This is a genomic window from Kribbella sp. NPDC006257 (genome assembly GCF_040613535.1).
GTDB lineage: Bacteria > Actinomycetota > Actinomycetes > Propionibacteriales > Kribbellaceae > Kribbella.
The window spans coordinates 306,035-328,140 of record NZ_JBEXSJ010000002.1 but is presented as its reverse complement, the minus strand read 5'-3'; the positions used below and the strand labels follow the sequence as shown (position 1 = coordinate 328,140).

The window sequence follows — 22,106 nt, the reverse complement described above, 5'->3', positions numbered from 1 at the left end:
CCAAGCCCCCTCATCCCATTAGTGCAGCTTGTACGCCGCGGTCAGCTTGGCGATCGCGGTGCTCAGGTCACCGGTGAGCGTCAGGTGGGCCGCGTCGGAGGTCAACTTCGAGGTGGCCTCGTCGAGGTTCTGCCCGATCTGGTCCTGGGCGATCCAGCGAGCCGCGCCGACCACTGCATCGTCGTCGGCGAACGAGTCCACCTTGGACTTCTGCAGGAACTTCCCGGCCTGGCCGAGAGCCGCCAATGCACCCGGTGCCTGCGGACCCGACCAGTCCTTCACCCGCAGAGCCAGCTCGATGTAGACCACCGCTGCGAGCGCTTGAGCATCCCGGGAACCCTTGCGCAGCAGGTCCTTCTGAGCCGTCGCCAGTTGCTGGCGAGCTGCCGCCTGGGTGGTCAGACCCCAGCCATACGGGTACTGCGGGTCGTACGCCGCGTCGCCGACATTCAGCGGCTCCTGATCAACCGACCGCGGCCAGGTGACCGGAAGCCGGCCGCTGAACGGGCGCTTGCCGAACAGCACATCCGCGACGCCCGTGCCTTCGGTGCCCGGAAGCCAGGACGCCACCAACGCGTCGATGTCGCCGAGCTGGTCCGCGATCACCTGCGGCCGGCCGGAGACGACCAGGACGACACACTTCATCGCCGCGCACACCTTGCTCACCGTCGCCTTGTCGGCATCGGTGAGACCGAGGGTGTGACCGTTGTTGCCGACGTCGCCGATGCCTTCGGCGTACGGCTTCTCGCCGACCACGACGACCCCGACGTCGTACCCATCGAGAGGTGCCGAGGCGTCCTGGCTGAAGGTCGCCGTTGGCGCGACCTGCTTGATCCCGTCCAGGATCGTCGTCCCGGTGGTGGTGTTACCGGAGGCGCCTTGCCAGGTGATGCTCCAGCCGCCCATCTGGTTGCCGAGATCGTTGGCGTTGCTGCCGGCAACGTAGACCTTCTTGTCAGTTGCAATGGGCAACAGGTTGCCATCGTTCTTCAATAGCACCTGGGACTTGGCCGCGGCCTCGCGGGCAACGGTCCGGTGCGCGGCCGAACCGACCTGGTCCAGCTTGCTGGTGTCGGCGTACGGGTGCTCGAACAGGCCGAGCTTGAACTTCTGGGTGAGGATCCGGCTGACGGCGTCGTCCACCCGGGCCTGGGTCACCCGGCCGGCGGTGACCTCGGCGGTCAGGCCGGTGATGAAGTCCGGGTAGTTGGTCGGCACCATGATCATGTCGAGGCCGGCGTTGATCGACGTACGGATGTCGCTCGGGTAGTCCCCGGGCAACTGGTCGATCGCCTGCCAGTCACTGATCACGAACCCGTCGAAGCCCATCCGCTGCTTCAGGACTCCGTTGATCAGCGCGGCGTTGCCGTGCATCTTCACCGGACCCTGGTCGTCACCGATGATGTCGACACTCGAGTACGACGGCATCACGGAGCCGACACCCAGATCGACGGCCGTCTTGAACGGATCGAGGTGGATTGCCTCCAGTTGCTGCGGAGTCACCTCGGTCACGCCCTGGTCGATCTTGTAGTTGCCGGTGGTCGACGATCCGTACGTCGTACCGCCGTCGCCCACGTAGTGCTTCGCGGTCGCCAGCACATGGTTGCTCTGGGCAAGCTGACTGCCGTCGGCCTTGCCCTGCATCCCGGTGATGACGGTCGCCATCGCCTTGACCAGGGCCGGGTCCTCGCTGATGCCTTCGTACGAGCGTCCCCAGCGGTCGTCGCGGACCACGCAGACGCACGGCGCGAAGTCCCACGGGATACCGGTCGCCCGTACTTCGGTTGCGGTCACCTCACCGGTGCGCTTGGCCAGATCCGGGTCGTGGGTGGCGCCCAGGCCGATGTTGTGCGGCAGGATCGTCGCGCCGATCACGTTGTTGTGACCGTGCACCGCGTCGACACCGTAGATGAGCGGAACCTGGAGACGGGTGGCCTGCGCGTTCAGCTGGAAAGTGTCGATCATCGCGGCCCAGCCGGCCGGGGTGTTCGGCGTCGGCACCGAGCCGCCACCGGAGAGCAGCGAACCGAGCGCGAAGGTGGCGATGTCGCTCTTGGACTTGAGCGCGTTCCGCTCGGCCTGGGTCATCTGGCCGACCTTCTCGGCCAGGGTCATCCGGCTGAGCAGGTCCTTGACGCGGAGCTTTACGGGAAGCTTGGGGTTCAGGTACGGGAGATCGTGGGCGTTGATGACGACCTGGGGGTTCGCCGGCGCCTTGGCTCCGGTGACGGTGAGCTCGAGCGGGATCGTCTCGGCGACCTCGGGGGTGTGGTCCTTCCTGGTGGTGACCTGGACCGACTGGGAAGTGCCGGACGGCGTACCGGCTGGAAAGGTGATCGTGCCCGAGACCGGGTCGTAGTCGCTTGCGCCCGCAGTACCGGTGCCCGTGCGGTAGCCGACGGTGACGGGCTCCTCCAGCGGCGAGCTTCCGGTCGTACCGATAGTCACCTTGATTTGGGCGGTGCCGCCTTCTTTGACCGGGTAAACCCCGGCGTCGGTGGTGACGCTGGCCTTGAGGGCCGGGTCGGCCTTGCCGTAGACCTCGACCTGGTCGATCGCGAACTCACCAGGATTTCCGACCGGCATGGTGATGGCGTAGCCCCACATCTGGGTCAGGTTGAGCACCTGGTCGATGCCGCCGACCGGCTGGTAGTCACCGCGGTAGTTGAGTTCCGCGAACGGGATCTCGACCAGATGCCAGCCTTCCCAGTCGTCGGTGAAACTTGTGTTCCACAATTCGGAAGCCTCGGCGTTGGCGCCGCCGTCCTTGATCTCGAAGAAGATCCGCTTGCCGGAACCGGGCGGCAGCGGCGCGGTGTTCTGGCCGAACCACCAGAACCTGATGCCCTTGTGCGCCGACCAGTCACCAGGGTTCTGGTCGAACGTCACGTCGTGGCTGAACCCGCCGTACCCGCTGATGTTGTACGTCCCATGCAGCACCTTCCCGCCCTGCGGCGCGTCGGCCCGGGCCTGGAACTCCATCGTCGGCGGGTCATCGGCGTCGCTGCCCCAGCCGAAGATGCCGGCGTTCGGCGGCGAGGCGAACGGCTCGGCCCCCTCGAACGAAGCCAGCACGATCGGATCCGGATCGTCGGCGGCGGCCTGGGAAGCGATCCCGAACGGCAACAGACCGGCCAGCAGGGCGGCCGTGGTGACGAGGGCCGTACGGCGTCTCGGCGGGCGGATGGCAGTCCACCTGGGCATGGGCGACTCCTCAGATACAGCGCGAGCCTCACGCACGCGTCGCCTGATGCTCAAGCCTCAATCCGCGCCGGTCAATAGCCCGCCGGTTCCGGAACTAGAGCGCTCTCACACCGCAAGATCGCCCCCGAACACCCCGGAAACCTGGTACGGCCGCGGTCTGGTCCAGGGATCAGTTGGTGTGGACGGTGATGGTGGTCGAGCCGGGGCCACTCGGGCGGACGTGGGTGGCGGCGCCGGGGCCGTGGAGGGTGGGCGTGCCGTCGGGGGTGAAGGTGAGGGCAGTGTTCTCGTCAATGGCCCAGCCTTCGAGGCCGGTGGCGAGGACGGCGTGGACCAGGCGGTAGAGGGTGCCCCATTGAGCGGCGTGGACGTCGACCATGAAGGGGACCAGGCCGAGGCCGGGGAGCACGGTCAGGTTCTGGAGGTCTTCGCCGAGTTCCTCGTCGCAGACGTCGAGGGTGCGGCCGCCGTAGGCCGTCTGCCAGCCGCCGACGAGGGCGCGCTCGGGGGCGATCGCGGAGCCGGCCGAGAACCCGCAGTACACGAGGCCTGCCGTGCGCGCCGCGTCGAGCCATTCGGTACCCGCGTCGACCAGCGTCTCCCGGTACGCCGGGGTCAGCCCGCCGGCGACGTACACGCCGGCCGTGCCGCTCAGATCGGCGGCGAGCGGTGGACGGGCCGGCGACACCGGTACGACGGTTACCTCGGTCGCCCCCGCGTCCTTCAGCGTCCCCTCCCACCGGGCGACGTCGAGATCGGGGTCGTCGAGCGCGAAGACCACGATCGACCCGCCCCCGCACGCCCGGACGAACCCCTCGTGCGCGACCTGGGCTTCCCGCCCACCACCGATCAGAAAGATCTCCACCCCCGCACCGTAGCCGCTCTGCACCCACCGACGGCGTCCCTTTTCTGAACGGGCGAGATGCAGGGATACCCGTGTTGTGGGGATGTGGTCTGGACAGGGCGCGTGGGGTACGTGACTGTGGGGCTGGGGTGGGGGCGTTGGGTCGGGGGGTCCGCTCATCGTGCTGTCTCTCACCCGTCGGCCGATGCCCGTCGGTGTTGGTCCTCCGTAGGCCCTGGGAGGAAACTGTGCGAAAGCTGTCCTATCTAGTGAGCAGCGTGCTGCTCATCGTCCCCGCGGTGGTTGTCACTGCTGGTCAATCCGCCTCGGCAGCGCCCGAGGCCGCGAAGCCGTCCAAGGTTCCGACGCTGCTGCGGGACACCGCCAAGCTCGCCGCCGTCTCGGCGAAGTCGCGGTCGGTGACACCGCTGTCGAAGTCGCTCGGCATCGACAGCGTCGGGCGGATCGGCGTTCAGCTGTACGCCGCTGCGCCGATCACCGCTGCCCAAGAAGCATCACTGACCTCGCTGGGCGTGTCGGTCGTGACGAACACCGCCGACGCGAAGCCGGTCGCCGGAGCCGATCTGCCCAGCACCGGCCTGGTCGCGACGACGATCCCGTACGACAAGCTCGACGCGGTCGCCGGCCTCGGCTGGGTGACGGCGATGCGACCGTCGCTGCGGCCTGCCGTCGATGTCGGCCCGGTGACGACCGAAGGGGTTCAGCTGCACAAGGCCGACCTGGCTCAGGCCAGGGGCCTCACCGGACGCGGCCAGAAGATCGGTGCGATCTCCGGCGACGTCGACCACCTGGCTGAATCTGTCGCGCAGGGCGAGTTGCCGCCCGACGTACAGGTGCTGCAGCAGGGCACGTACGACGATGACGAAGGCACCGCGATGCTGGAGATCATCCACGACCTCGCACCGCAGGCGAAACTGGCGTACGCGAGCACCCAGGACACCACGGCCCAATACGTCGAGGCGTTCCATACCCTGGCCAACGCCGGCGTCACGATGATCGCCGAGGACATCGCGCTGGACGACGAGCCCGCGTTCCAGCAGGGCATCGGCGCCGCCACCGCGGAAGGCCTCGCCAAGCACGGCATCTTCATCAGCTCGTCCGCCGGAAACCTCGGTGGCCGGCATGCTCCTCGAGTCACGGCGACCGGGACCGGGGCCGGCCCGGACGGTGTCGTCGGACCGTTCACGGGGTGCCCGAACGCGCCCGACAACGTGGTGAAGCTGCGCGGCGACGACACGACGTACAACCTCAACCTGCTGCCAGGTGCGACGGTCATGCCGACGCTGCAGTGGAGTGAGCCGCGAGCGGTCTACCCGACCGCCGGGCAGGGTGGATTCACCGACCTCAACCTGTACCTGATGGACGCGACCGGGACGCAGTGCCTCGCCGCCAGCAACGCAGTACAGGCTGACGGGGTCGGCGACACCATCGAGCAGTTCATCTACGAGAACACGACCGGCGTGGCGCAGCCCGCCAAGCTGGTGGTCGATGTCCAGAGCACCTCGTCGGCGAAGAAGGCGCCGGTGCTCGACCTGCGCTGGCGCGCGCTGTCGGCCGGCGTCCAGACGATCGACCCGCCGGAGCGGGCCGGTTCGATGAACCCGGACTCCAACTACCTCGGCTTCGCGACCAGCGCGGGTGCGGTGAACGCGAGCCTCTCGGTGGACCCGAAGACGATCGCCCTCGAGTCGTACTCCGCGGCCGGGCCGACCCAGATCATCACCAGCACGCGCTGCCCGGGTGGTAAGCCCGGCCCGTGCAAGGGCGTTGCCGGACCGCTCTCGGCGAGCTTCCCGGCGCCGTACTGGACTGCCTCGGACGGCGTCTCGGTGAGTGGCGTCGGACCGTTCGGTTCGGGGACGTGCCCGACTGCGGTGCAAGGACAATGCCGCTTCTTCGGTACGTCGGCGTCGGCGCCCTCCGCCGTCGGCATCGCGGCGCTGACCAGGCAGGAGTTCGGCGGCAAGCTGCCTCCGATCCTGCTGAACGGGATCCTCGCGGCCCGCGCCGAGCATCGTGACGGAGCCGCCTTCGGAGCAGGCGTGCTGAGCGCCCGCTGAGTTGGACGATCCGTTCCGGCCGGGGTTTTGGGCCCCCGGCCGGAACGGATCACTGCTCTTCTGTTTCGTAGTACGTCGAGGTGGGTTGCGGCGGATCGAGGCGTTCGGGCCGGCCCGTGAGTGGGACCTCGGCGAGGACCTCGGGGCGCATGTAGGGACGCTCGGGGTGCGCGTCGTGGTGGAAACGGACCAGCTCCACGGTGGGGATCGTGTCGGTGCCGGCCGAGTGGTGCCGATGGGTGGTGACCCAGTCGATCAGCGGTTGGGGGTTCGGGATGTCGGTGGTGAAGTGGAGCAGGTTGACGTACCAGATGTCTCGGCGGCCGTAGGGTTCTTCGAGCCAGGCATCGGATCCGAGTTCCTCCGCCAAGCGATCGAGCAGGCGGTCGGCCTGGTCGTCCAGGGAGGCGACCGCTGCCATCACGGTGCCGGCGGTGAGCGTCAGGCCGACGACCTCGACGCGCGCCGGAGCGCATTCCGCGGCTGCGCGTTCTATCGCCGCTCGGTAGCGCTGGATGGCCGGTTCCGCTGGATCGACGGCTGCGCGATACCACTCGAGGGCGCGGACCGTCAGGTGGGCCGACCCGATCTGACCGGTCTGCCAATGCCCGGGGCCGGCCAGTTCCGCGGCCTGCTGAGTGAGCTCATCCAGCCGCTTGGCCAGGAGGCCGTCGACCGCTGGTCGCAGCACGACGCTGACGGGCCAGCGGCCACCTTCCTCCGGCACGGTGTCGCGGCGATGCTGCCCGCCCGCGATCAGCGGTACGGCGTCGTCGTACAACTCGTCGAACTTCCCTACCCGAACCTGCTGTGACTCGATGATCGTTCCTCCTCGCTAACAACACTCGACCGAGTACGACGCGATCGCGGACCAACTGGTTCGAACGGCTACACCTGTTGCTTTTCTTGACCGGTTGCCGGCTGCCTGACAAACCGAGTCGCGGGTTTCTCCGCCAGGAGGCCAAGGACCTGCTGGCCGCCCTCCGTGAAGCGAGTCCGGGCGCGTCGCTCGCCGATGCCCAGCAAGCACTTGCCACGGAGTACGGACTGCGTGATTGGAACGCACTCAAGTCCGAGGCCGAGCGACGAGCGGCTTCGTTGCCTGCGGCCCCTGGTCTGGCGGCCGAACTGGCCGACGTCTTCGGTCTCGGGCTCATCACCGCTGCGGCGACGCCCGTTGCGTTCACGCCGATGGGACGGTCCTGGTCGCTGACCACAGATCGCGGTCGTTGGCTCGCGGTGACCGTCTACCCGTGGATCGACGAAGCCCAGGCCGGGCTCGGAGCTCGGCTCCGCGACGCGGCAGTTGCCGCAGGCCTCGTTGCGCCGACACCGGTGCGCAGCCCGGCTGGCCGCCTGCTCGAGCGAGCGCGTGCTGCCGGGAAGCCCTGGACCGGGCAGTTGGCCCGAACGCTGCCGGTGTTGTACGACCTGCGCACGATCGAGACATCCTTCGCTGTCGCCATCACCGGATACCTCAACTGGGCCTACAACACCATCTGCGAAGCAATCAGTCCGGCAGATCCCGAGCACGCCACCTTTGCCGACTTGGAAACCGTCGATCTCCTGAAGCAGCCGATGAGCCGCGAAGTGTTGGAGAAGTTGCTGACGGCAATCGACGCGTAGTCAGGTCAGGAGCGCTGCCAGCGGCGGCCGACGACGACCTCCTCCAGGCTGTTCAGCCGGCGTGCGAGGAGGTCGGCGCGGACGTCGGTCCTCGTCAGCGCCAGCAGGATGTCGGACGCGAGGTAGCTGGCGGACCGGGTTTCACAGGCAGCTCTGAGAACGTCTGGCGGCGTGCCTGTTTCCTGGGCGACGGCGTTCAGGACGGTCAGGTCGTGCTCGCCGCTGAGGGCGATCAGGAAGAAGTAGTCGTCGAGTGGATCGCCGAATCGCGCCCATTCGAAGTCCAGCAGGGCGGTGAGTTTCCCGTTGTCGGCCAGCCAGTTGTCCCAGAAGCAATCCGCGTGCACGGGCACATCGGCTTGGGCGTACGCCGGTGTGTCTGCGGCGATCCGGTGCAGCCCGGCGAGCAGCGTACGGCGTACGACGGCCTCGTGGTCGGCGACAGCGAGCCGTTCGACGAGGTCGATCAGGTCTACGCGGCTGACGAAGCCGCCGTGGTCGAGCGGCTGCCGGAGAATCTCCTCCGCATCCTTCGACGGCGTCCAGCTATGGAGGAGGTCGAGTCGCCGGACAGCCTGCTCGGCAAGGGATCGCGCTGTCGCCGCGTCAGCTCCGGGGAGACCTGCTCCAGGAGCTGCACCTGGTGCCCGCTCGTAACACGCGTAGCGGAACTCCCCGTAGAAGCCTTCGCCGAGCAGCGCCGGGCTGAGACCGGCGGGCAACTCTGCGGCCAGCGCGATCTCCCGATCCAACCGAGGGTGCTCCGCCAGCTTGACCACGATCTCCGCCCCGAGAAACACCTGATTGGACAGGCTCTCCACAGCAACCAGCTCACCAGGATCCCGGCCCAGAACGTTGCCACCGACTTCACGTGCCGCCTGCGCCAGGATCACGCCATCAGCTTAAGACTTTCTGTCCCTGGCAAAGGTCCGGCGGTAGGCGGTCGGGGTGGTGGCGAGCGTCTTGGTGAAGTGCTGGCGGAGGAGAACCGGACTGCCGAATCCGCTGGCGGTCGCGATCTGGCCGATGGTGAGATCGGTGGTTTCGAGGAGCTCCTGGGCTCGGTGAACGCGGAGGCGGATGAGCCACTGCAACGGCGTACCGCCTGTCTGGGCACGGAACTGCCGGTTGAGAGTGCGAGTACTCATCGCGGCCCGCGTCGCGATGCCGGTGAGGGTGAGCGGCTCGGTCAGGTGCTCGTGCATCCAGCGCATCACCGGCTCCAGCGAGCCTTCGGTGTCGACGACGGGTGCGGTCAGGTACTGCGCTTGGCCGCCGTCGCGATGAGGCGCCATCACGAGCCGGCGCGCGACGTTGGTGGCAACCGCAGACCCGTGATCCTTCCGCACCAGATGGAGGCAAAGATCCAAGCCTGCGGTCACTCCGGCCGACGTGAGCAGGTCGCCGTCGTCGACGTACAAAAGCTCGGTCCGTACGTCGACAGCCGGGAATCGTCTGGCCAGCTCGGCGGCGTGGGCCCAATGGGTCGCAGCAGGCCGCCCATCGAGCAGCCCGGCTTCGGCGAGCACGAACGCACCGGTGCAGATCGAGGCGATCCTGATTCCCCGGCGGTGCGCCTCACGGACAGTCGCCAAGACTTCGGGTGAGACGACGTGCGCGGCGGGCACGATCACGGTGTCGGCTTCCAGTGCATCCTCGAAGCGATAAGGCGCTTGAGCTCGAAAGACGTCGACCCCGTGCGCCCGCACCGTAGTACCAGCTGCACTCCCACACACGCGTACGTCGTACAGCGACTCACCACTCACCGGATCGAAGGCGGCTGCAAACACCTGACAAGCCCCCGCCAACTCCACCCCTACGACCCCATCACCTGCCAACACCCCGACAATCCGCATACCTCGAACCTCACTGTCGTCGCTGGCTTGAATCTAGCCAACAGCGTCTTGTGAGCCACTCTTCTTTCCCGCGTACGCCCGGCAACCTTGTCCCATGCGAATCGACGTGCTGGTGTTCGACGGGTTTGCCGAAGTGGACGTGATCGCGACGTACGCGGTGTTCGCGAACGCGCGAGGGCGGGGGATGCCGGTGGAGCCGAGGCTGGTGACCGCCGACGGTGCCCGCGAAGTGATCGGTTGCTACGGCACGAAGTACGGCGATCTGTCGTTGTGGGATCCGGCTTCGGCGCGTGTGCTCGCCGTCTCCGGCGGGTGGATCAAGGAGGAGATCGAGCGTGGTGTGATTCCCCGGCAACTGGCTGAGGCGAAGGCGCTGGGCGGCGACCACCTGGTTCTCGCTGGGATCGACTCCGGCTCGCTCCTGCTCGGTGCGGCCGGCTTGATCAACGGTCGCCCGGCGACGACTCACCGGATGGACTACGGATGGCTCGCCGAATGGGCCGAGGTGATCGATGCCCGCATCGTCGACGACGGCGACCTGGTCACCTGCGGCAGCGGCTGGCTGGCCGGCATCGACCTTGCCTACTGGCTACTGGAACCCGAACTAGGGATGACCGAACAGATCGTCGCCCTAGAACAATGGACCGGCCGAGACCGCCAAGGCACAGTCTGGACCCGCCGTTCGGACGGCTGAGCACGAAAGCGTCCCCTCGACGGGTGCGGATTAAGAAGTAATGGTTGGGGAATTGAGAAGGGATTCAGTGGGTGGAGTGCTGGACCGGTTCAGGGGTGGGCGGGTTGGATTGGGGGCATGACTACACGGTTTGGCATGTTCGTGCCGCAGGGCTGGAAGATGGATCTCGCCGGGTTCAGTGACCCGGTGGAGCAGTGGGAGGCGATGACGGATGTCGCCAAGAAGGCGGACGAGGGGTCGTGGGACTCGATCTGGTTGTTCGATCACTTCCACACGGTGCCGGAGCCGAGTACCGAGAGCACCTTCGAGTGCTGGACCACGACGGCGGCGCTCGCTCGGGACACCAAGCGGGTGAACATCGGCCAGATGGTCGGCTGCAACGGGTACCGCAACCCGGCGCTGTACGCCAAGATCGCTTCCACCGTTGACGTTGCGAGCCACGGCCGCCTGTACGCCGGACTCGGCGCGGGCTGGTACGAGCACGAGTGGAAGGCCTACGGCTACGAGTGGACCGAGACCAAGGAGCGGATGGCCGCGTTCCGCGAGGCCACCGAGATCATCCACAAGATGTGGACCGAGGACGAGCCGGTCTTCAACGGCAAGCACTACTCGATCGACAAGCCGATCAACGAGCCGAAGGGTGTGCGCAAGCCGCACCCGAGTTTCTGGATCGGCGGCGGCGGCCCGCAGGTGACCCTGAAGCTGGTCGCCAAGTACGCCGACGCGGCGAACATCGGTGGTGGAAATCCCGAGGTGATCAAGGAGAAGGCGGCCATCCTCAAGAGCCACTGCGACGCGATCGGGCGCGACTACAACGAGATCATCAAGTCGACCGGGATCAACGCGTTCCCGATCGACAAGGGTGACGACCCGAAGCGGGCGACCGAGAAGGCGCTCGGCCCGATGGACTGGGAGCGGTTCTCCAAGGACAACCTGATCGGCACCGAGGACGAGATCGCGAACAAGGTCGAAGCAGCCCTCGAAGCCGGCGCCGACTACATCATCTTCTACGTCCCCGGCGTCGCCTACGACCTCGATCTGGTCACCCGGATGGAACAAATCACCAAGCGCTTCGCCTGACCGAATCGCAAGGGTCAGCACACCAAACTGCGGGTCTGGACATGTCATGCCATGTCCAGACCCGCCACTCCCCGTCCAAACCTCCGGCAGAAACAGGGCGACGCCACGAAGCCGGGGGGAGGGGCTCCGTGGCGTCGCCGGTGGCGCGCCGAGGGGGAGGGGTGGGGGCAGGCGCGCCAGTCTGTGGGTGGTCAGTTCCCGAGAATGCCTCCGCCGAGCACTCCGAGCAGACCCAGCAGCGACAGGATGTTGCGGATCGCCTGGTCGACCGCGGCGGTACCGCCGGTCTGGAAGGCGGTCACGCACTTCTGCAACTGCTCCTGGGTCGGGTGGGTGATGGTGACCTTCGACAGCTCCGACTGGCAGTAGGTCGCGGCCTGGGAGAGCTGGCTCACCGTGCTGCCGACCGTGCCCACGATCAGGCCGGCCGCGGTCTGCAGCGTGGTCGTGCCCGGCGGCTTGGACGGCGTCGTCGGAGGCGGCGTGGTCTTCGGCGGCGTGGTGGGCTTGCTCGTCGGCGGCTTGCTCGTCCCGGTGCCCGGCTTGTTCGGCGTCTGGGTCGGCCGGCTGCCCGGCTTCTGGGTCGGGGTGCTGCCCGGCTTCCCGTCGCCACCCTGGGTGGTGGTCTGGGTCGGCCGGCTGCCGGTCGGGTAGACCGGCAGGTCGATCGCCTGCGGCAGGTTGTTGTCCGCCGGTGCGTCGATGGTCGGGTCGTTGATCTGGTCGCCGGCCCGGTCGATGCCCTGGCCATCGGTCTCGGTGCCGTTGCCGACCGCGATCCAGCTGCCACCGGCGTACGCCTTGGCGATGCTGATCACCAGGTCGGCGTACGACTGGGAGTGGTTGTAGCGCAGGATCGCCTTGTTCAGGTCGCCGGCGTCGGACAGGTTCGTGTCGCCGGAGCACAGGTAGACGGCGGTCGACATCGCCGCGTCGTCGATGTCCTGCGGGTTCTTGACCCCGTCGCCGTCACCGTCGACGCCGACCGACTGCCAGGTGCCCGGGATGAACTGCATCGGCCCGACCGCGCGGTCGAAGGCGGAGTCGCCGTCGAGCTTGCCGGCATCGGTGTCGTTGATCTTCGCGGTCGACGAGCCGTCCAGCCGGGGCCCGTAGATGCCCGGTACGGCGACGCCGTTCGGGGTCAGCGCGTTGCCGCCGAAGCGGCCGTGGTTCGACTCGACCCGGCCGATCGCGGCGACCAGCGTCCAGGGCAGTTTGCAGCCCGGATCGACCTGGGTCATCACCTGCTGGGCCCGCGAGTACGCCCGCAGGGCCGCGGTCGGGATGCCGTTGCGGGACAGTCCACCGATCACCTGGGTCGGCTGCTCACCGGGGTCGACGCCGTTGCCGACCTTGCCGGGCACCGGGATGTTCGCCGGGTCCGAGATGGTCTGCTGCGGCACCACCACCGGAGTGTTCTTGCCCAGCCCCTGACCCAGTGCCGCGGTCGCGACCGCCGGGTCGTCCGTGGCGCTGACGGTGAACGCGCACGCGAACAACGCCAGCGGCACCAGCGGCGCCACCTGACGCCACCCGCCGTTCATGGCGTGACGCTTGCCCTTCGCCATCGATGATCCCCTCCGTGACTCATCGACCTGCCCCGCCCCCACGCTGCGGACACGTCTACTTCCTCGGTCCCGGCCACCGTCCGTACTTCGTCTAACGCCGCTCCCGTGCATGGGGTTACGAGCGGGCGCTGACAGTCATCGGCCGGTCACCGGGTACCCATACTGGCGCGTAACAACGCACAAGTGAAGCCCCTGATCGCTACTGACAGCGAATCGTGGCCGTCCCCGCCCACCGGACGCACTGGTCTGTCGGGGAGAATGGCGGCGTGTCCGACACCGAACGTTCCGCCAAGCTGTTCGATCGCGCCTCCGCCGTCACGCCGGGGGGAGTGAACTCGCCGGTCCGGGCCTTCCGCGCCGTCGGCGGGGTGCCGCGCTTCATGGCCTCCGGTGACGGATGTCACATCACCGATGTGGACGGCAATACCTACGTGGACCTGGTTTGCTCCTGGGGCCCGATGCTGCTCGGCCACGCGCACCCCGAGGTGACGGCCGCCGTCCAAGCAGCGGTCAGCCGAGGCACGTCGTACGGAACGCCGACCGAGGCAGAGGTCGAGCTCGGCGAAGAGATCGTGGCCCGTACGCCGGTCGAGAAGGTGCGCCTGGTTTCGTCGGGCACCGAGGCGACCATGTCCGCGCTCAGGCTCGCCAGGGGCGCGACCGGCCGGGCCAAGATCGTGAAGTTCGCCGGCTGCTACCACGGCCACGTCGACGCGCTGCTGGCCCAGGCGGGCTCAGGCGTCATCACCCTCGGCATCCCCGGTACGCCGGGGGTCACCGAGGCCACCACCGCAGACACGATCGTCCTGCCCTACAACGACCAGGAAGCGGTCACCGCGGCGTTCGCGCAGTACGGCGATCAGATCGCGGCCGTGATCACCGAGGCCGCCCCGGGCAACATGGGCGTCGTACCGCCGTCGAACCACTTCAACGACTTCCTCGCCAAGACCTGCAAGGCCAACGGCGCGCTGTTCATCTCCGACGAGGTGATGACCGGCTTCCGGATCACCCGCTCGGGGTTCTTCGGCCTGGGCTACGACACGATCGCGCCCGACCTGATGACGTTCGGCAAGGTGATGGGTGGCGGCTTCCCGGCCGCGGCGTTCGGCGGTCGCGCCGACCTGATGAGCCACCTCGCGCCCGAAGGTTCCGTCTACCAGGCAGGCACCCTGTCCGGGAACCCGATCGCCACCACGGCCGGCCTGACCACCCTGCGGCTGGCGACCGAGGATGTCTACAAGAAGCTCGACCAGACGGCCGAGACCGTCGTACGGATCGTCACCTCGGCGTTGGGCCGCAACGGTGTGCCGCACCGCACACAGAGCGCCGGGAACCTCTTCAGCATCTTCTTCGTGGACTCTGCGGACGGTGTGACACGGCCGATCCGGGACTTCACCGGCGCCAGTGCGCAGGTACTGCCCCGGTACGCCGCGTTCTTCCATGCCATGCTGGACAACGGTGTCTACCTGCCGCCGAGCGCCTTCGAGGCCTGGTTCGTGAGTGCCGCGATCGACGACGACGCTCTAGCCACCATCGAGAAGGCAGCGTTGGTGGCCGCGAAGGCCGCCGCGGCTGTAGAGAACTGAAGGGATCCACAGCGGTGACCGAAACCACGGTCGTGCACCTGATGCGTCACGGCGAGGTGCACAACCCGACCGGCGTGCTCTACGGCCGGATCCCCGACTTCCACCTGTCCGAGCTGGGCCGGAAGATGGCCGAGCGGGTCGCCGAGCACGTGGCCGGCCGCGACATCGTGCACCTGGTCAGCTCCCCGCTGGAGCGGGCCCAGGAGACGATGGAGCCGATCGCCAAGGTGTTCGGGCTGACCCCGGACATCGACGAGCGGGTGATCGAGGCGGCGAACCAGTTCGAGGGCAAGAAGTTCGGCGTCGGCGACGGCGCGCTGCGCCAGCCGAGCGCCTGGTGGCTGCTGCGGAACCCGTGGAAGCCGTCCTGGGGTGAGCCGTACGCCCAGCTGGTCCGCCGGATGCGCGACGCGATCGAGACCGCCCGGCAGAAGGCCGCCGGGCACGAGGCGCTGATCGTGTCGCACCAGCTGCCGATCTGGATCGTCCGGTCCGCGATCGAGCACCGCCATATGCTGCACGACCCGCGCAAGCGCCAGTGCAGTCTGGCGAGCCTGACCTCGTTCACCTTCCACGGCGACGAGATCGTCTCCGTCGGCTACGCGGAACCCGCCAAGGACCTGCTGCCGGTCAAGAACTCGAAGAAGTTCGCGGGCGGCGCGTGATGAGAGCCCGTACGCCGCTCCTCGCCCTCGCGGTGCTTCTGGTCGCGACGGCCTGCAGCTCCGGCAAGGACGCGAGCCAGAACCGCGACGGCCAGACCGGCTTCGTCAGCGGTTCCGGCCGGGTCTCCACCTTCGCTCCGGACAAGCGGGAGAAGGCCCCGGACTTCAAGGGCACCACGCTGGACGGCAAGCAGTGGGACTTCGCGGACCAGACCGGCAAGATCGTCGTGCTGAACGTCTGGGGCTCATGGTGCCCGCCGTGCCGGAAGGAAGCGCCGGACCTGACCGCTGCCGCCAAGGAGCTCGGCTCGGATGTGCAGTTCATCGGGCTGAACACCCGGGATCTCGACAAGGCGCCGCCGCTCAAGTTCGTGCAGGAGTTCGGCGTACCGTTCCCGAGCATCTACGACCCGAACGGCAAGCAGTTGCTCCGGTTCCGCGGCCAGAAGATCTCCGCGACCTCGATCCCGTCGACGCTGGTGATCGACAAGCAGGGCCGGGTCGCCGCCCGAGTGCTCGGCGCGGTCACCAAGGACACCCTCATCGGCATGGTGAAGGACGCAGGGTGAAGAGGGAAAACGCGGGCTGCTGGGTGACTCGCATGGTGAAGGACGCTGAGTGAGTCTGCAATGAGGCTTTCAGTGAGGAACAGCCGTGGGTGAGTGGTTCGCCCAGTCGATGACGGGCTCGATGCTGGTCGCGTTGCCGATCGCCGTCCTGGCCGGCGCGATCTCGTTCTTCTCACCCTGCGTCGTACCGCTGCTACCCGGCTATCTGTCCTATGTCACCGGGTTGTCCGCCGCCGAGCTGGACACCGCCAAGCGCGGCCGGATGCTCGCCGGGACCGGATTGTTCGTGCTCGGCTTCTCGGCCGTCTTCATCCTGACCGGTGTGCTGTTCGGTGCCGTCGGCAACGCTTTGATCGACCACCAGACCGTGATCACCCGGGTGCTGGGCGCGGGCACCGTCGTACTGGGCCTCGTCTTCCTTGGTGGCTTCGGGTTCCTGCAGAAAGATCTGCGGGTGCACCGGGTGCCGGCCGTCGGGATCGCGGCCGCGCCGCTGCTCGGCGTACTGTTCGGCTTCGGCTGGACGCCGTGTATCGGCCCGACGCTCGGCACGGTGATGGGCCTGGCGACGACCGAGGGCAGCACCGCGCGGGGCGCTACGCTGGCGTTCGTGTTCAGCCTCGGGCTGGGCCTGCCGTTCATCATCGCCGCCCTGGCGTTCCGGAAGATGCTCGGCGCCGTCGCCTGGGTGCGCAAGCACCAGCTGCTGGTGATCCGCATCGGCGGCGTACTGATGATCGCCGTCGGACTACTGCTGCTGACAGGGGTTTGGGATTCGATGACCGCCGACTTGAGGCAATGGGTCGCCCAGTTCGGGACGGCGGTCTGATGACGGAGATCAAGGATCGCGTCGTCGCTCCCTCCGAAGAGCCGCCCGGCGAACCGCCCGCGCTCGGCCTGATCGGCTGGCTGCGCTGGACCTGGCGGCAGCTGACCTCGATGAAGACGGCCCTGGTGCTGCTCTTCCTGCTCGCCCTCGGCGCCGTCCCCGGATCGCTGATCCCGCAGACCGCGATCGACCCGGTCAAGGTCTCCGACTTCTTCGAGGCCCATCCCAAGCTGGGCCCGTTCTACGACAAGCTCGGCCTGTTCGCCGTCTACAAGTCGCCCTGGTTCTCCGCGATCTACCTGCTGCTGTTCATCTCGCTGATCGGCTGCGTGGTGCCGCGGCTGCAGGTCTACCTCAAGGCGCTCCGGGCCCGGCCGCCGAAGCCGCCGCGCAACCTGAACCGGCTGCAGGGCTACCAGACCTTCGAGGTCGACGGCGCCGACGAGGTCCTCGAGGCTGCCGCCACCGAACTGCGCCGCCGCCGGTTCCGGGTCGAGTCGTACGACGGTGCGCTCGGCGCCGAACGTGGTTACCTCCGCGAGGCCGGCAACCTGCTCTTCCACTTCTCCTTGATCCTCGCGCTGATCGGCGTCGCCTGGGGTGCCCTGTTCGGCTACCGCGGCACCGTATTGGTTGTCGTCGGCAAGGGATTCTCGAACTCCGTGGCTCAGTACGACGACTTCACCCCGGGCCGCGTCTTCACGCCCGACGACCTGCCGCCGTTCTCGCTGACGGTGATGGACTTCGAGGCGAAGTTCCAGACCGACGGCCCGCAACGCGGTGCGGCGCGCGAGTTCAACGCGAACATCACCTACTCCGAGACGCCGGACTCACCGGACAAGTCCTACGACCTGCGCGTGAACCACCCGCTCAAGGTCGACGGCACCAGCGTCCACCTGCTCGGCCACGGCTACGCACCGAAGGTCACCGTGACGGACGGCAAGGGGCAGGTCGCATTCTCCGGTCCGGCGCCGTTCCTCCCGCAGGACAGCAACTTCTCGTCGTTCGGCGTGGTCAAGGCCCCGGACGCGCGACCGGTCCAGCTCGGCTTCGAAGGGTTCTTCCTGCCGACCGCGGTGATCGACCAGCGCGGCCCGACCTCGATCTTCCCCGACGACCTGAACCCCGCCCTGGTGATGACCGCGTACTACGGCCGTCCGGCGACCGAGGACGGTAAGCCGGAATCCGTGTACCAGCTGGACAAGTCGAAGCTGACCCAGTTCGGCGACGGCAAGGGCGACAAGCTGCGGTTCCAGCTCGCACCCGGCCAGAGCATCACGCTGCCGAATGGCGCCGGCACGTTGAAGTTCGACGGCTACAGCCGCTGGGTGAAGCTGCAGATCAGCCACACACCCGGGCTGGACCTGGCCCTGGCCGGGATCTGCCTGGCCATCCTCGGCCTGATGGGTTCGCTGTTCATCCACCCGCGGCGTACCTGGGTGCGGGTCCGCACCAAGGACGGGCGTACCGTGGTCGAGGTCGCCGGGCTGGACCGGGGGCCCGAACGCGGCCTGGGTGACGAGATTCAAGCCATCGCAGAAGTCTTGAAGAAGAAGCAGGAGCAGCCATGAGCGAGGAGACCTTCGCGCACGTCTCCAACCTGGTCATCCCGACTGCCACGGTGATCTACGTGCTGGCGATGGTGGCCCACGCGATGGAGTGGGCGACCGGCCGGGCGGCCAAGGGTTCAAAGGTTTCAGTGGAGCAGTCTGCTGAGGTTCTCGTCGGCTCTGGTGGTGCGGCGACTGTCGTACCTGCCATTGAGCAGGACAACTCCGAGACAGACAAGGCTGCTGCTGCGAGCCGGATCGGCCTGCTGCTCACCTGGTTCGCGTTCGTACTGCACGCGGCTGGCGTGCTCACTCGTGGTCTCGCGGCGGGTCGCGTGCCGTGGGGCAACATGTACGAGTTCTCCATCACGTCGTCGCTGGCGGTCGCGGTGGTCTACCTGGCCTTCGTGCACCGCTACAAGATGCAGTGGCTCGGTCTCGGCGTCACGCTGGTGATCGCGGCAGTGCTCGGCCTGGCAACGCTGCTCCTCTACACCCCGGCCGGCCCGCTCGTCCCTGCGCTGCACTCGTACTGGCTCGTCATCCACGTGTCCGCCGCTGCCATCTCGGGTGGCGCGTTCACGGTCGGTGCACTGATCTCGATCCTCTACCTGGTGAAGTCCCGCGCCGAGCGACGGGTGCTGGCCGGCGGCACGATGTCCCCGTCGCTGAAGCGGCTGCCGAGCGCCGAGGCGATGGACGGTACGGCGTACAAGGTGCTCGCGTTCGCGTTCCCGCTGTGGACCTTCGGTGTCCTGGTGGCCGGGCCGATCTGGGCCGAGTACGCATGGGGCCGGTACTGGGGCTGGGACCCCAAGGAGGTCTGGGCGCTGGTCACCTGGGTCGTCTACGCGGCCTACCTGCACGCGCGGGCGACCGCCGGCTGGCGTGGACGGCCGGCGGCGACGATCGCGATCGTCGGCTGGCTGGTCTTCCTGTTCGACTTCGTCGGCGTGAACCTGCTGGTCTCCGGACTGCACTCGTACGCCGGGGTGTGAGATGAAGGAATTCGCGATCTACACCGGGCTGCGGCTGGTCCTGTTCGCCGCGGCCTTCGGGATCCTCTGGGTCGCCCTGCACACCCTGCTGGGCATCTTCCCGCTGCTCCTGCTGGCCCTGATCATCTCCTCGATCCTGGCCATCTTCGTCCTCCGGGCCGCCCGCGACCGGCTGACGGCCAACATCGAACAACGCGCGGGACGGATTGCTTCCCGCATCCAGGCGGCCCGTTCCGCCGAGGACGAGGACTGATTTCGGTACTCCCGCTCAGCTGAGCCGGAATTCGTAGTACCAGTGGGTCATTGGTACTGAGCGTGACATAGGCCACTCTGCCCTTTGGCGCAAAATCATTTGTGCATCTCTTCACATGAGTCTTATCGTGGTTGATGAAACGAAACCGTTTCGTTCTATCAGTACCCAATCAACCACACAGGGTGATCATCAACTCATGTCAGACAGCGTCGAAGCCGGTCCGCGCCAGCGGCCCAGGGTCGAAGGTGGCCGCGAAGAGGAGATCCTCGACGCGACCGTCGAGGTCGTCGCCGAACTGGGCTACGACCGGCTGACCATGGATGCGGTGGCCACGGCCGCCAAAGCCAGCAAGGCGACGCTGTACCGGCGCTGGTCGACGAAGGCCGAGCTCGTGGTCGACGCGATCAGCCGGGCGAAGGGCTGCCCGATGCCCGAGGACGTCGACACCGGGAGCCTGCGGGGCGACCTGATCTCGATGTCCTGTAACGAGGGTGGGTTCACCTCCGAGCTGCCGATGTCGGTGATGGCCGGTCTGCTGACCGCGCTGCACCGGGACGCGGACCTGCAGAAGGCCTTCAAGGAGCGCTTCCTGGCGCCCCGGCTGGCCCTCACCAACGGCGTCTTCGAGCGCGCCGTCCAGCGGGGGGAGATCGGTGCCGAGGTCGACATCGAACTGCTGTCGCAGACGCTGCCCGCGGTGATCATCCACCACGCCTTCGTGCTCGGCATCGAGCCGACCGAAGACCTGATCCTGCGCGTGATCGACCACGTGATCCTGCCTGCGGCGCGGGGGTCGCAGGTGAGCTGACCGGTGTGGGGCCGGACTCAGCGACCAACAGCCAGTAACACCCAAGAGGGGAACATCCAGAAATGTCTGAAGACGTCATCAAGACCGACTCGTCGGAGTCGGTAGAAGGGGCGCCTGCGCACGGTCACCGCAATCTCGGGATCGCGCTGGCGCTGATCAGCATGGCGCAGCTGATGGTCGTGCTGGACGGCACCATCGTCAACATCGCCCTGCCACACATCCAGATCGACCTGGGCTTCAGCAACGCCTCGCTGCCGTGGGTGGTCAACGCCTACGCGCTGGCCTTCGGTGGTCTGCTGCTGCTCGGCGGCCGGATCGGGGACATCCTCGGCCGCCGCAAGGTGTTCATGTTCGGTGTCGTGCTGTTCGGCATCGCTTCCTTCCTGGGTGGTATCTCCCAGAACGAGACCCTGCTGCTCGCCAGCCGGATCCTGCAGGGCGTCGGCGCCGCCGCCGCCTCGCCGAACGCGCTCGCGCTGATCACCACCACCTTCCCGGCCGGCAAGGAGCGCAACCGCGCGATGGCCGTGTACGCCGCGATGTCAGGTGCGGGTGCCGCGGTCGGCCTGATCCTCGGTGGCCTGCTGACCGAAGCCTCCTGGCGCTGGACGTTCTTCATCAACACCCCGATCGGCCTGATCGTGGCCTTCCTGGCCATCCGCTACCTGGGTGAGTCGGCCCGTCAGCGCGGCAAGTTCGACATGCCGGGCGCGATCACCGGAACCGTCGGTCTGACGGCGCTGGTCTACGGCCTGACGCACGCCGGTCAGGACGGCTGGGGCAACGGGGTGACGCTGGGCTTCATCATCGGTGGTCTGGCGCTGATCGCCGTCTTCCTCGGCATCGAGGCCCGGTCCCGGCACGCGCTGATGCCGTTCCGGATCCTGGCCAACCGGACCCGCGGGGTCAGCTTCTTCGTGATGCTGGTCGTCGGTGCCGCGATGTTCTCGATGTTCTACTTCCTCGGCATCTACATCCAGAACGTGCTCGGCTACAGCGCACTGAAGACCGGTTTCGCCTTCCTGCCGTTCAGCTTCGGCATCGTGGTCGCGGCGCAGCTCGCCTCGGTCCTGATCGCCCGGATCGATCCGCGCTGGATCGCCGGCGCCGGTTCGGCGGTCGCGGCCGGCGGTCTGTTCGGCTTCCACCAGCTCACGGTGGACTCGCACTACCTGGGCGGTCTGCTGCCGTTCATCCTGCTGCTGTCGTTCGGCATGGGCCTGATCTTCGTGCCGCTCACGCTGACCGCGGTCAGCGGTGTCGCGGACACCGACTCGGGTGTCGGCTCCGCAGTACTGAACACCGTTCAGCAGATCGGTGGTGCGGTCGGCCTGGCGCTGCTCGGCACGGTCTCCACCAACGCGATCAAGGACAAGTTCACCGAGCTCGCTCCTGGGCTGGCGCAGGCTTCACAGGCGTCGCCCGACCAGGCCAAGCAGCTCCAGGCGCAAGCCACCGCGGTCGCCACCACCCACGGCTTCACCACCGCGTTCCTGGTCTCCGCCTTCATGTTCGTCGGCGCGGCCCTGATCACCCTCATCGGCCTCTCCGTCAAGCACAAGGACCTGGCCAACGACGGCAAACCAGTCCACATCGGCTAACCCGTCTCCACAAGCAGGGCCGCATCCCGGGGGCGGGGTGCGGCCCTCCTTTGTTTTGTACTACGGGAAGAACCCTGCCCAACGCAGGCTCCTACGTCGCCTGCTCCCCATCCCCCAGCTATGGACGCTCCTACGTCGCGTCCTCGTGCCTCTCAAGCAGCAGTTGCAACCGCGACCCCATGCTCGCCAGCTGATCATCGTCGGCCTGAGACCCGCGCTCAGTGACAACTCCGTGTGAATTGACCGAGGTCAGATGCTGGCATCGACACCGATCATGACCTCGCTTCGCTG

19 protein-coding genes are annotated in these 22,106 nt (G+C 67.5%); 13 read left to right on the top strand and 6 right to left on the bottom strand.

Annotated features, from left to right (window positions below; translation table 11 throughout):
* Positions 1-18: 18 nt before the first annotated feature.
* Together ABZ004_RS03840 and ABZ004_RS03835 are read right to left on the bottom strand one after the other, a co-directional pair.
* Positions 19-3,204, bottom strand: coding sequence for a glycoside hydrolase family 3 N-terminal domain-containing protein (locus ABZ004_RS03840; protein WP_355678218.1), 3,186 nt, complete (start codon positions 3,202-3,204; stop codon positions 19-21).
* A 169-nt stretch (positions 3,205-3,373) separates the two neighbouring features.
* Complete coding sequence (locus ABZ004_RS03835) at positions 3,374-4,069, bottom strand: hypothetical protein (RefSeq protein ID WP_355678217.1); 696 nt, start codon at positions 4,067-4,069, stop codon at positions 3,374-3,376.
* A gap of 227 nt (positions 4,070-4,296) precedes the next feature.
* On the opposite strand from ABZ004_RS03835, the gene ABZ004_RS03830 reads away from it, so the two are divergent.
* Positions 4,297-6,129: a hypothetical protein gene (locus ABZ004_RS03830; RefSeq protein ID WP_355678216.1), complete on the top strand. Its 1,833-nt coding sequence runs from the start codon at positions 4,297-4,299 to the stop codon at positions 6,127-6,129.
* Positions 6,130-6,178: 49 nt separating this feature from the next.
* Here the strand turns inward: ABZ004_RS03830 and ABZ004_RS03825 are convergent, their stop codons facing one another.
* Positions 6,179-6,910 (bottom strand): hypothetical protein, encoded by a 732-nt coding sequence (locus ABZ004_RS03825; protein WP_355678215.1) that lies wholly within the window; start codon positions 6,908-6,910, stop codon positions 6,179-6,181.
* Positions 6,911-7,026: 116 nt separating this feature from the next.
* Here ABZ004_RS03825 and ABZ004_RS03820 point away from each other — a divergent pair, with 116 nt between their 5' ends.
* Positions 7,027-7,755, top strand: a complete 729-nt coding sequence (locus ABZ004_RS03820; RefSeq protein WP_355678214.1) for a hypothetical protein — start codon at positions 7,027-7,029, stop codon at positions 7,753-7,755.
* 5 nt (positions 7,756-7,760) lie between these two features.
* Here the strand turns inward: ABZ004_RS03820 and ABZ004_RS03815 are convergent, their stop codons facing one another.
* Together ABZ004_RS03815 and ABZ004_RS03810 are read right to left on the bottom strand one after the other, a co-directional pair.
* A complete protein-coding gene (locus tag ABZ004_RS03815) occupies positions 7,761-8,648 on the bottom strand; it encodes a phosphotransferase (protein WP_355678213.1) in 888 nt (295 codons plus the stop codon).
* 9 nt (positions 8,649-8,657) lie between these two features.
* A complete protein-coding gene (locus ABZ004_RS03810; protein ID WP_355678212.1) occupies positions 8,658-9,611 on the bottom strand; it encodes a helix-turn-helix domain-containing protein in 954 nt (317 codons plus the stop codon).
* Between the two features lie 94 nt (positions 9,612-9,705).
* Between ABZ004_RS03810 and ABZ004_RS03805 the strand changes: the two genes are divergently transcribed.
* Both ABZ004_RS03805 and ABZ004_RS03800 read left to right on the top strand, forming a co-directional pair.
* The gene (locus ABZ004_RS03805; RefSeq protein WP_355678211.1) at positions 9,706-10,305 is read left to right on the top strand and encodes a DJ-1/PfpI family protein; all 600 of its coding nucleotides are present in this window, start codon (positions 9,706-9,708) and stop codon (positions 10,303-10,305) included.
* A gap of 117 nt (positions 10,306-10,422) precedes the next feature.
* Positions 10,423-11,385: a TIGR03560 family F420-dependent LLM class oxidoreductase gene (locus ABZ004_RS03800; RefSeq protein WP_355678210.1), complete on the top strand. Its 963-nt coding sequence runs from the start codon at positions 10,423-10,425 to the stop codon at positions 11,383-11,385.
* A gap of 191 nt (positions 11,386-11,576) precedes the next feature.
* Here the strand turns inward: ABZ004_RS03800 and ABZ004_RS03795 are convergent, their stop codons facing one another.
* Entirely contained in the window at positions 11,577-12,956 is a 1,380-nt protein-coding gene (locus ABZ004_RS03795; protein ID WP_355678209.1) for a lytic murein transglycosylase, read from the bottom strand.
* Between the two features lie 266 nt (positions 12,957-13,222).
* Between ABZ004_RS03795 and hemL the strand changes: the two genes are divergently transcribed.
* From hemL to ABZ004_RS03750, 9 genes are all read left to right on the top strand, one after another.
* Positions 13,223-14,542 carry a glutamate-1-semialdehyde 2,1-aminomutase gene (gene hemL, locus ABZ004_RS03790; RefSeq protein ID WP_355678208.1) on the top strand — a complete coding sequence of 440 codons (1,320 nt, stop codon included), beginning with the start codon at positions 13,223-13,225 and terminating at the stop codon, positions 14,540-14,542.
* A 41-nt stretch (positions 14,543-14,583) separates the two neighbouring features.
* A complete protein-coding gene (locus ABZ004_RS03785; protein WP_355678312.1) occupies positions 14,584-15,207 on the top strand; it encodes a histidine phosphatase family protein in 624 nt (207 codons plus the stop codon).
* The gene (locus ABZ004_RS03780) at positions 15,207-15,776 is read left to right on the top strand and encodes a TlpA disulfide reductase family protein (protein ID WP_355678207.1); all 570 of its coding nucleotides are present in this window, start codon (positions 15,207-15,209) and stop codon (positions 15,774-15,776) included. Before ABZ004_RS03785 ends, ABZ004_RS03780 begins: the two co-directional genes overlap by 1 nt.
* A gap of 85 nt (positions 15,777-15,861) precedes the next feature.
* Positions 15,862-16,605: a cytochrome c biogenesis protein CcdA gene (locus ABZ004_RS03775; protein ID WP_355678206.1), complete on the top strand. Its 744-nt coding sequence runs from the start codon at positions 15,862-15,864 to the stop codon at positions 16,603-16,605.
* Entirely contained in the window at positions 16,605-18,176 is a 1,572-nt protein-coding gene (locus ABZ004_RS03770) for a cytochrome c biogenesis protein ResB (protein WP_355678205.1), read from the top strand. Before ABZ004_RS03775 ends, ABZ004_RS03770 begins: the two co-directional genes overlap by 1 nt.
* A complete protein-coding gene (gene ccsB, locus ABZ004_RS03765; protein ID WP_355678204.1) occupies positions 18,173-19,153 on the top strand; it encodes a c-type cytochrome biogenesis protein CcsB in 981 nt (326 codons plus the stop codon). Before ABZ004_RS03770 ends, ccsB begins: the two co-directional genes overlap by 4 nt.
* Before the next feature lies 1 nt (position 19,154).
* Positions 19,155-19,406 (top strand): DUF4229 domain-containing protein, encoded by a 252-nt coding sequence (locus tag ABZ004_RS03760; RefSeq protein ID WP_355678203.1) that lies wholly within the window; start codon positions 19,155-19,157, stop codon positions 19,404-19,406.
* A 196-nt stretch (positions 19,407-19,602) separates the two neighbouring features.
* On the top strand, positions 19,603-20,214 hold the full coding sequence (locus ABZ004_RS03755) for a TetR/AcrR family transcriptional regulator C-terminal ligand-binding domain-containing protein (protein ID WP_355678202.1): 612 nt from the start codon (positions 19,603-19,605) through the stop codon (positions 20,212-20,214).
* 62 nt (positions 20,215-20,276) lie between these two features.
* Positions 20,277-21,815 carry an MFS transporter gene (locus tag ABZ004_RS03750; protein ID WP_355678201.1) on the top strand — a complete coding sequence of 513 codons (1,539 nt, stop codon included), beginning with the start codon at positions 20,277-20,279 and terminating at the stop codon, positions 21,813-21,815.
* The last annotated feature ends 291 nt before the right edge of the window (positions 21,816-22,106 follow it).

Coding starts and splice junctions, on each gene's coding strand:
- ABZ004_RS03810 (WP_355678212.1), bottom strand. CDS start 9,611: ATGCGGATTGTCGGGGTGTTGGCAGGTGATGGGGTCGTAGGGGTGGAG.
- ABZ004_RS03805 (WP_355678211.1), top strand. CDS start 9,706: ATGCGAATCGACGTGCTGGTGTTCGACGGGTTTGCCGAAGTGGACGTG.
- ccsB (WP_355678204.1), top strand. CDS start 18,173: ATGAGCGAGGAGACCTTCGCGCACGTCTCCAACCTGGTCATCCCGACT.
- ABZ004_RS03770 (WP_355678205.1), top strand. CDS start 16,605: ATGACGGAGATCAAGGATCGCGTCGTCGCTCCCTCCGAAGAGCCGCCC.
- ABZ004_RS03800 (WP_355678210.1), top strand. CDS start 10,423: ATGACTACACGGTTTGGCATGTTCGTGCCGCAGGGCTGGAAGATGGAT.
- ABZ004_RS03785 (WP_355678312.1), top strand. CDS start 14,584: ATGCGTCACGGCGAGGTGCACAACCCGACCGGCGTGCTCTACGGCCGG.
- ABZ004_RS03755 (WP_355678202.1), top strand. CDS start 19,603: ATGTCAGACAGCGTCGAAGCCGGTCCGCGCCAGCGGCCCAGGGTCGAA.
- ABZ004_RS03795 (WP_355678209.1), bottom strand. CDS start 12,956: ATGGCGAAGGGCAAGCGTCACGCCATGAACGGCGGGTGGCGTCAGGTG.
- ABZ004_RS03780 (WP_355678207.1), top strand. CDS start 15,207: ATGAGAGCCCGTACGCCGCTCCTCGCCCTCGCGGTGCTTCTGGTCGCG.
- ABZ004_RS03840 (WP_355678218.1), bottom strand. CDS start 3,204: ATGCCCAGGTGGACTGCCATCCGCCCGCCGAGACGCCGTACGGCCCTC.
- ABZ004_RS03760 (WP_355678203.1), top strand. CDS start 19,155: ATGAAGGAATTCGCGATCTACACCGGGCTGCGGCTGGTCCTGTTCGCC.
- ABZ004_RS03750 (WP_355678201.1), top strand. CDS start 20,277: ATGTCTGAAGACGTCATCAAGACCGACTCGTCGGAGTCGGTAGAAGGG.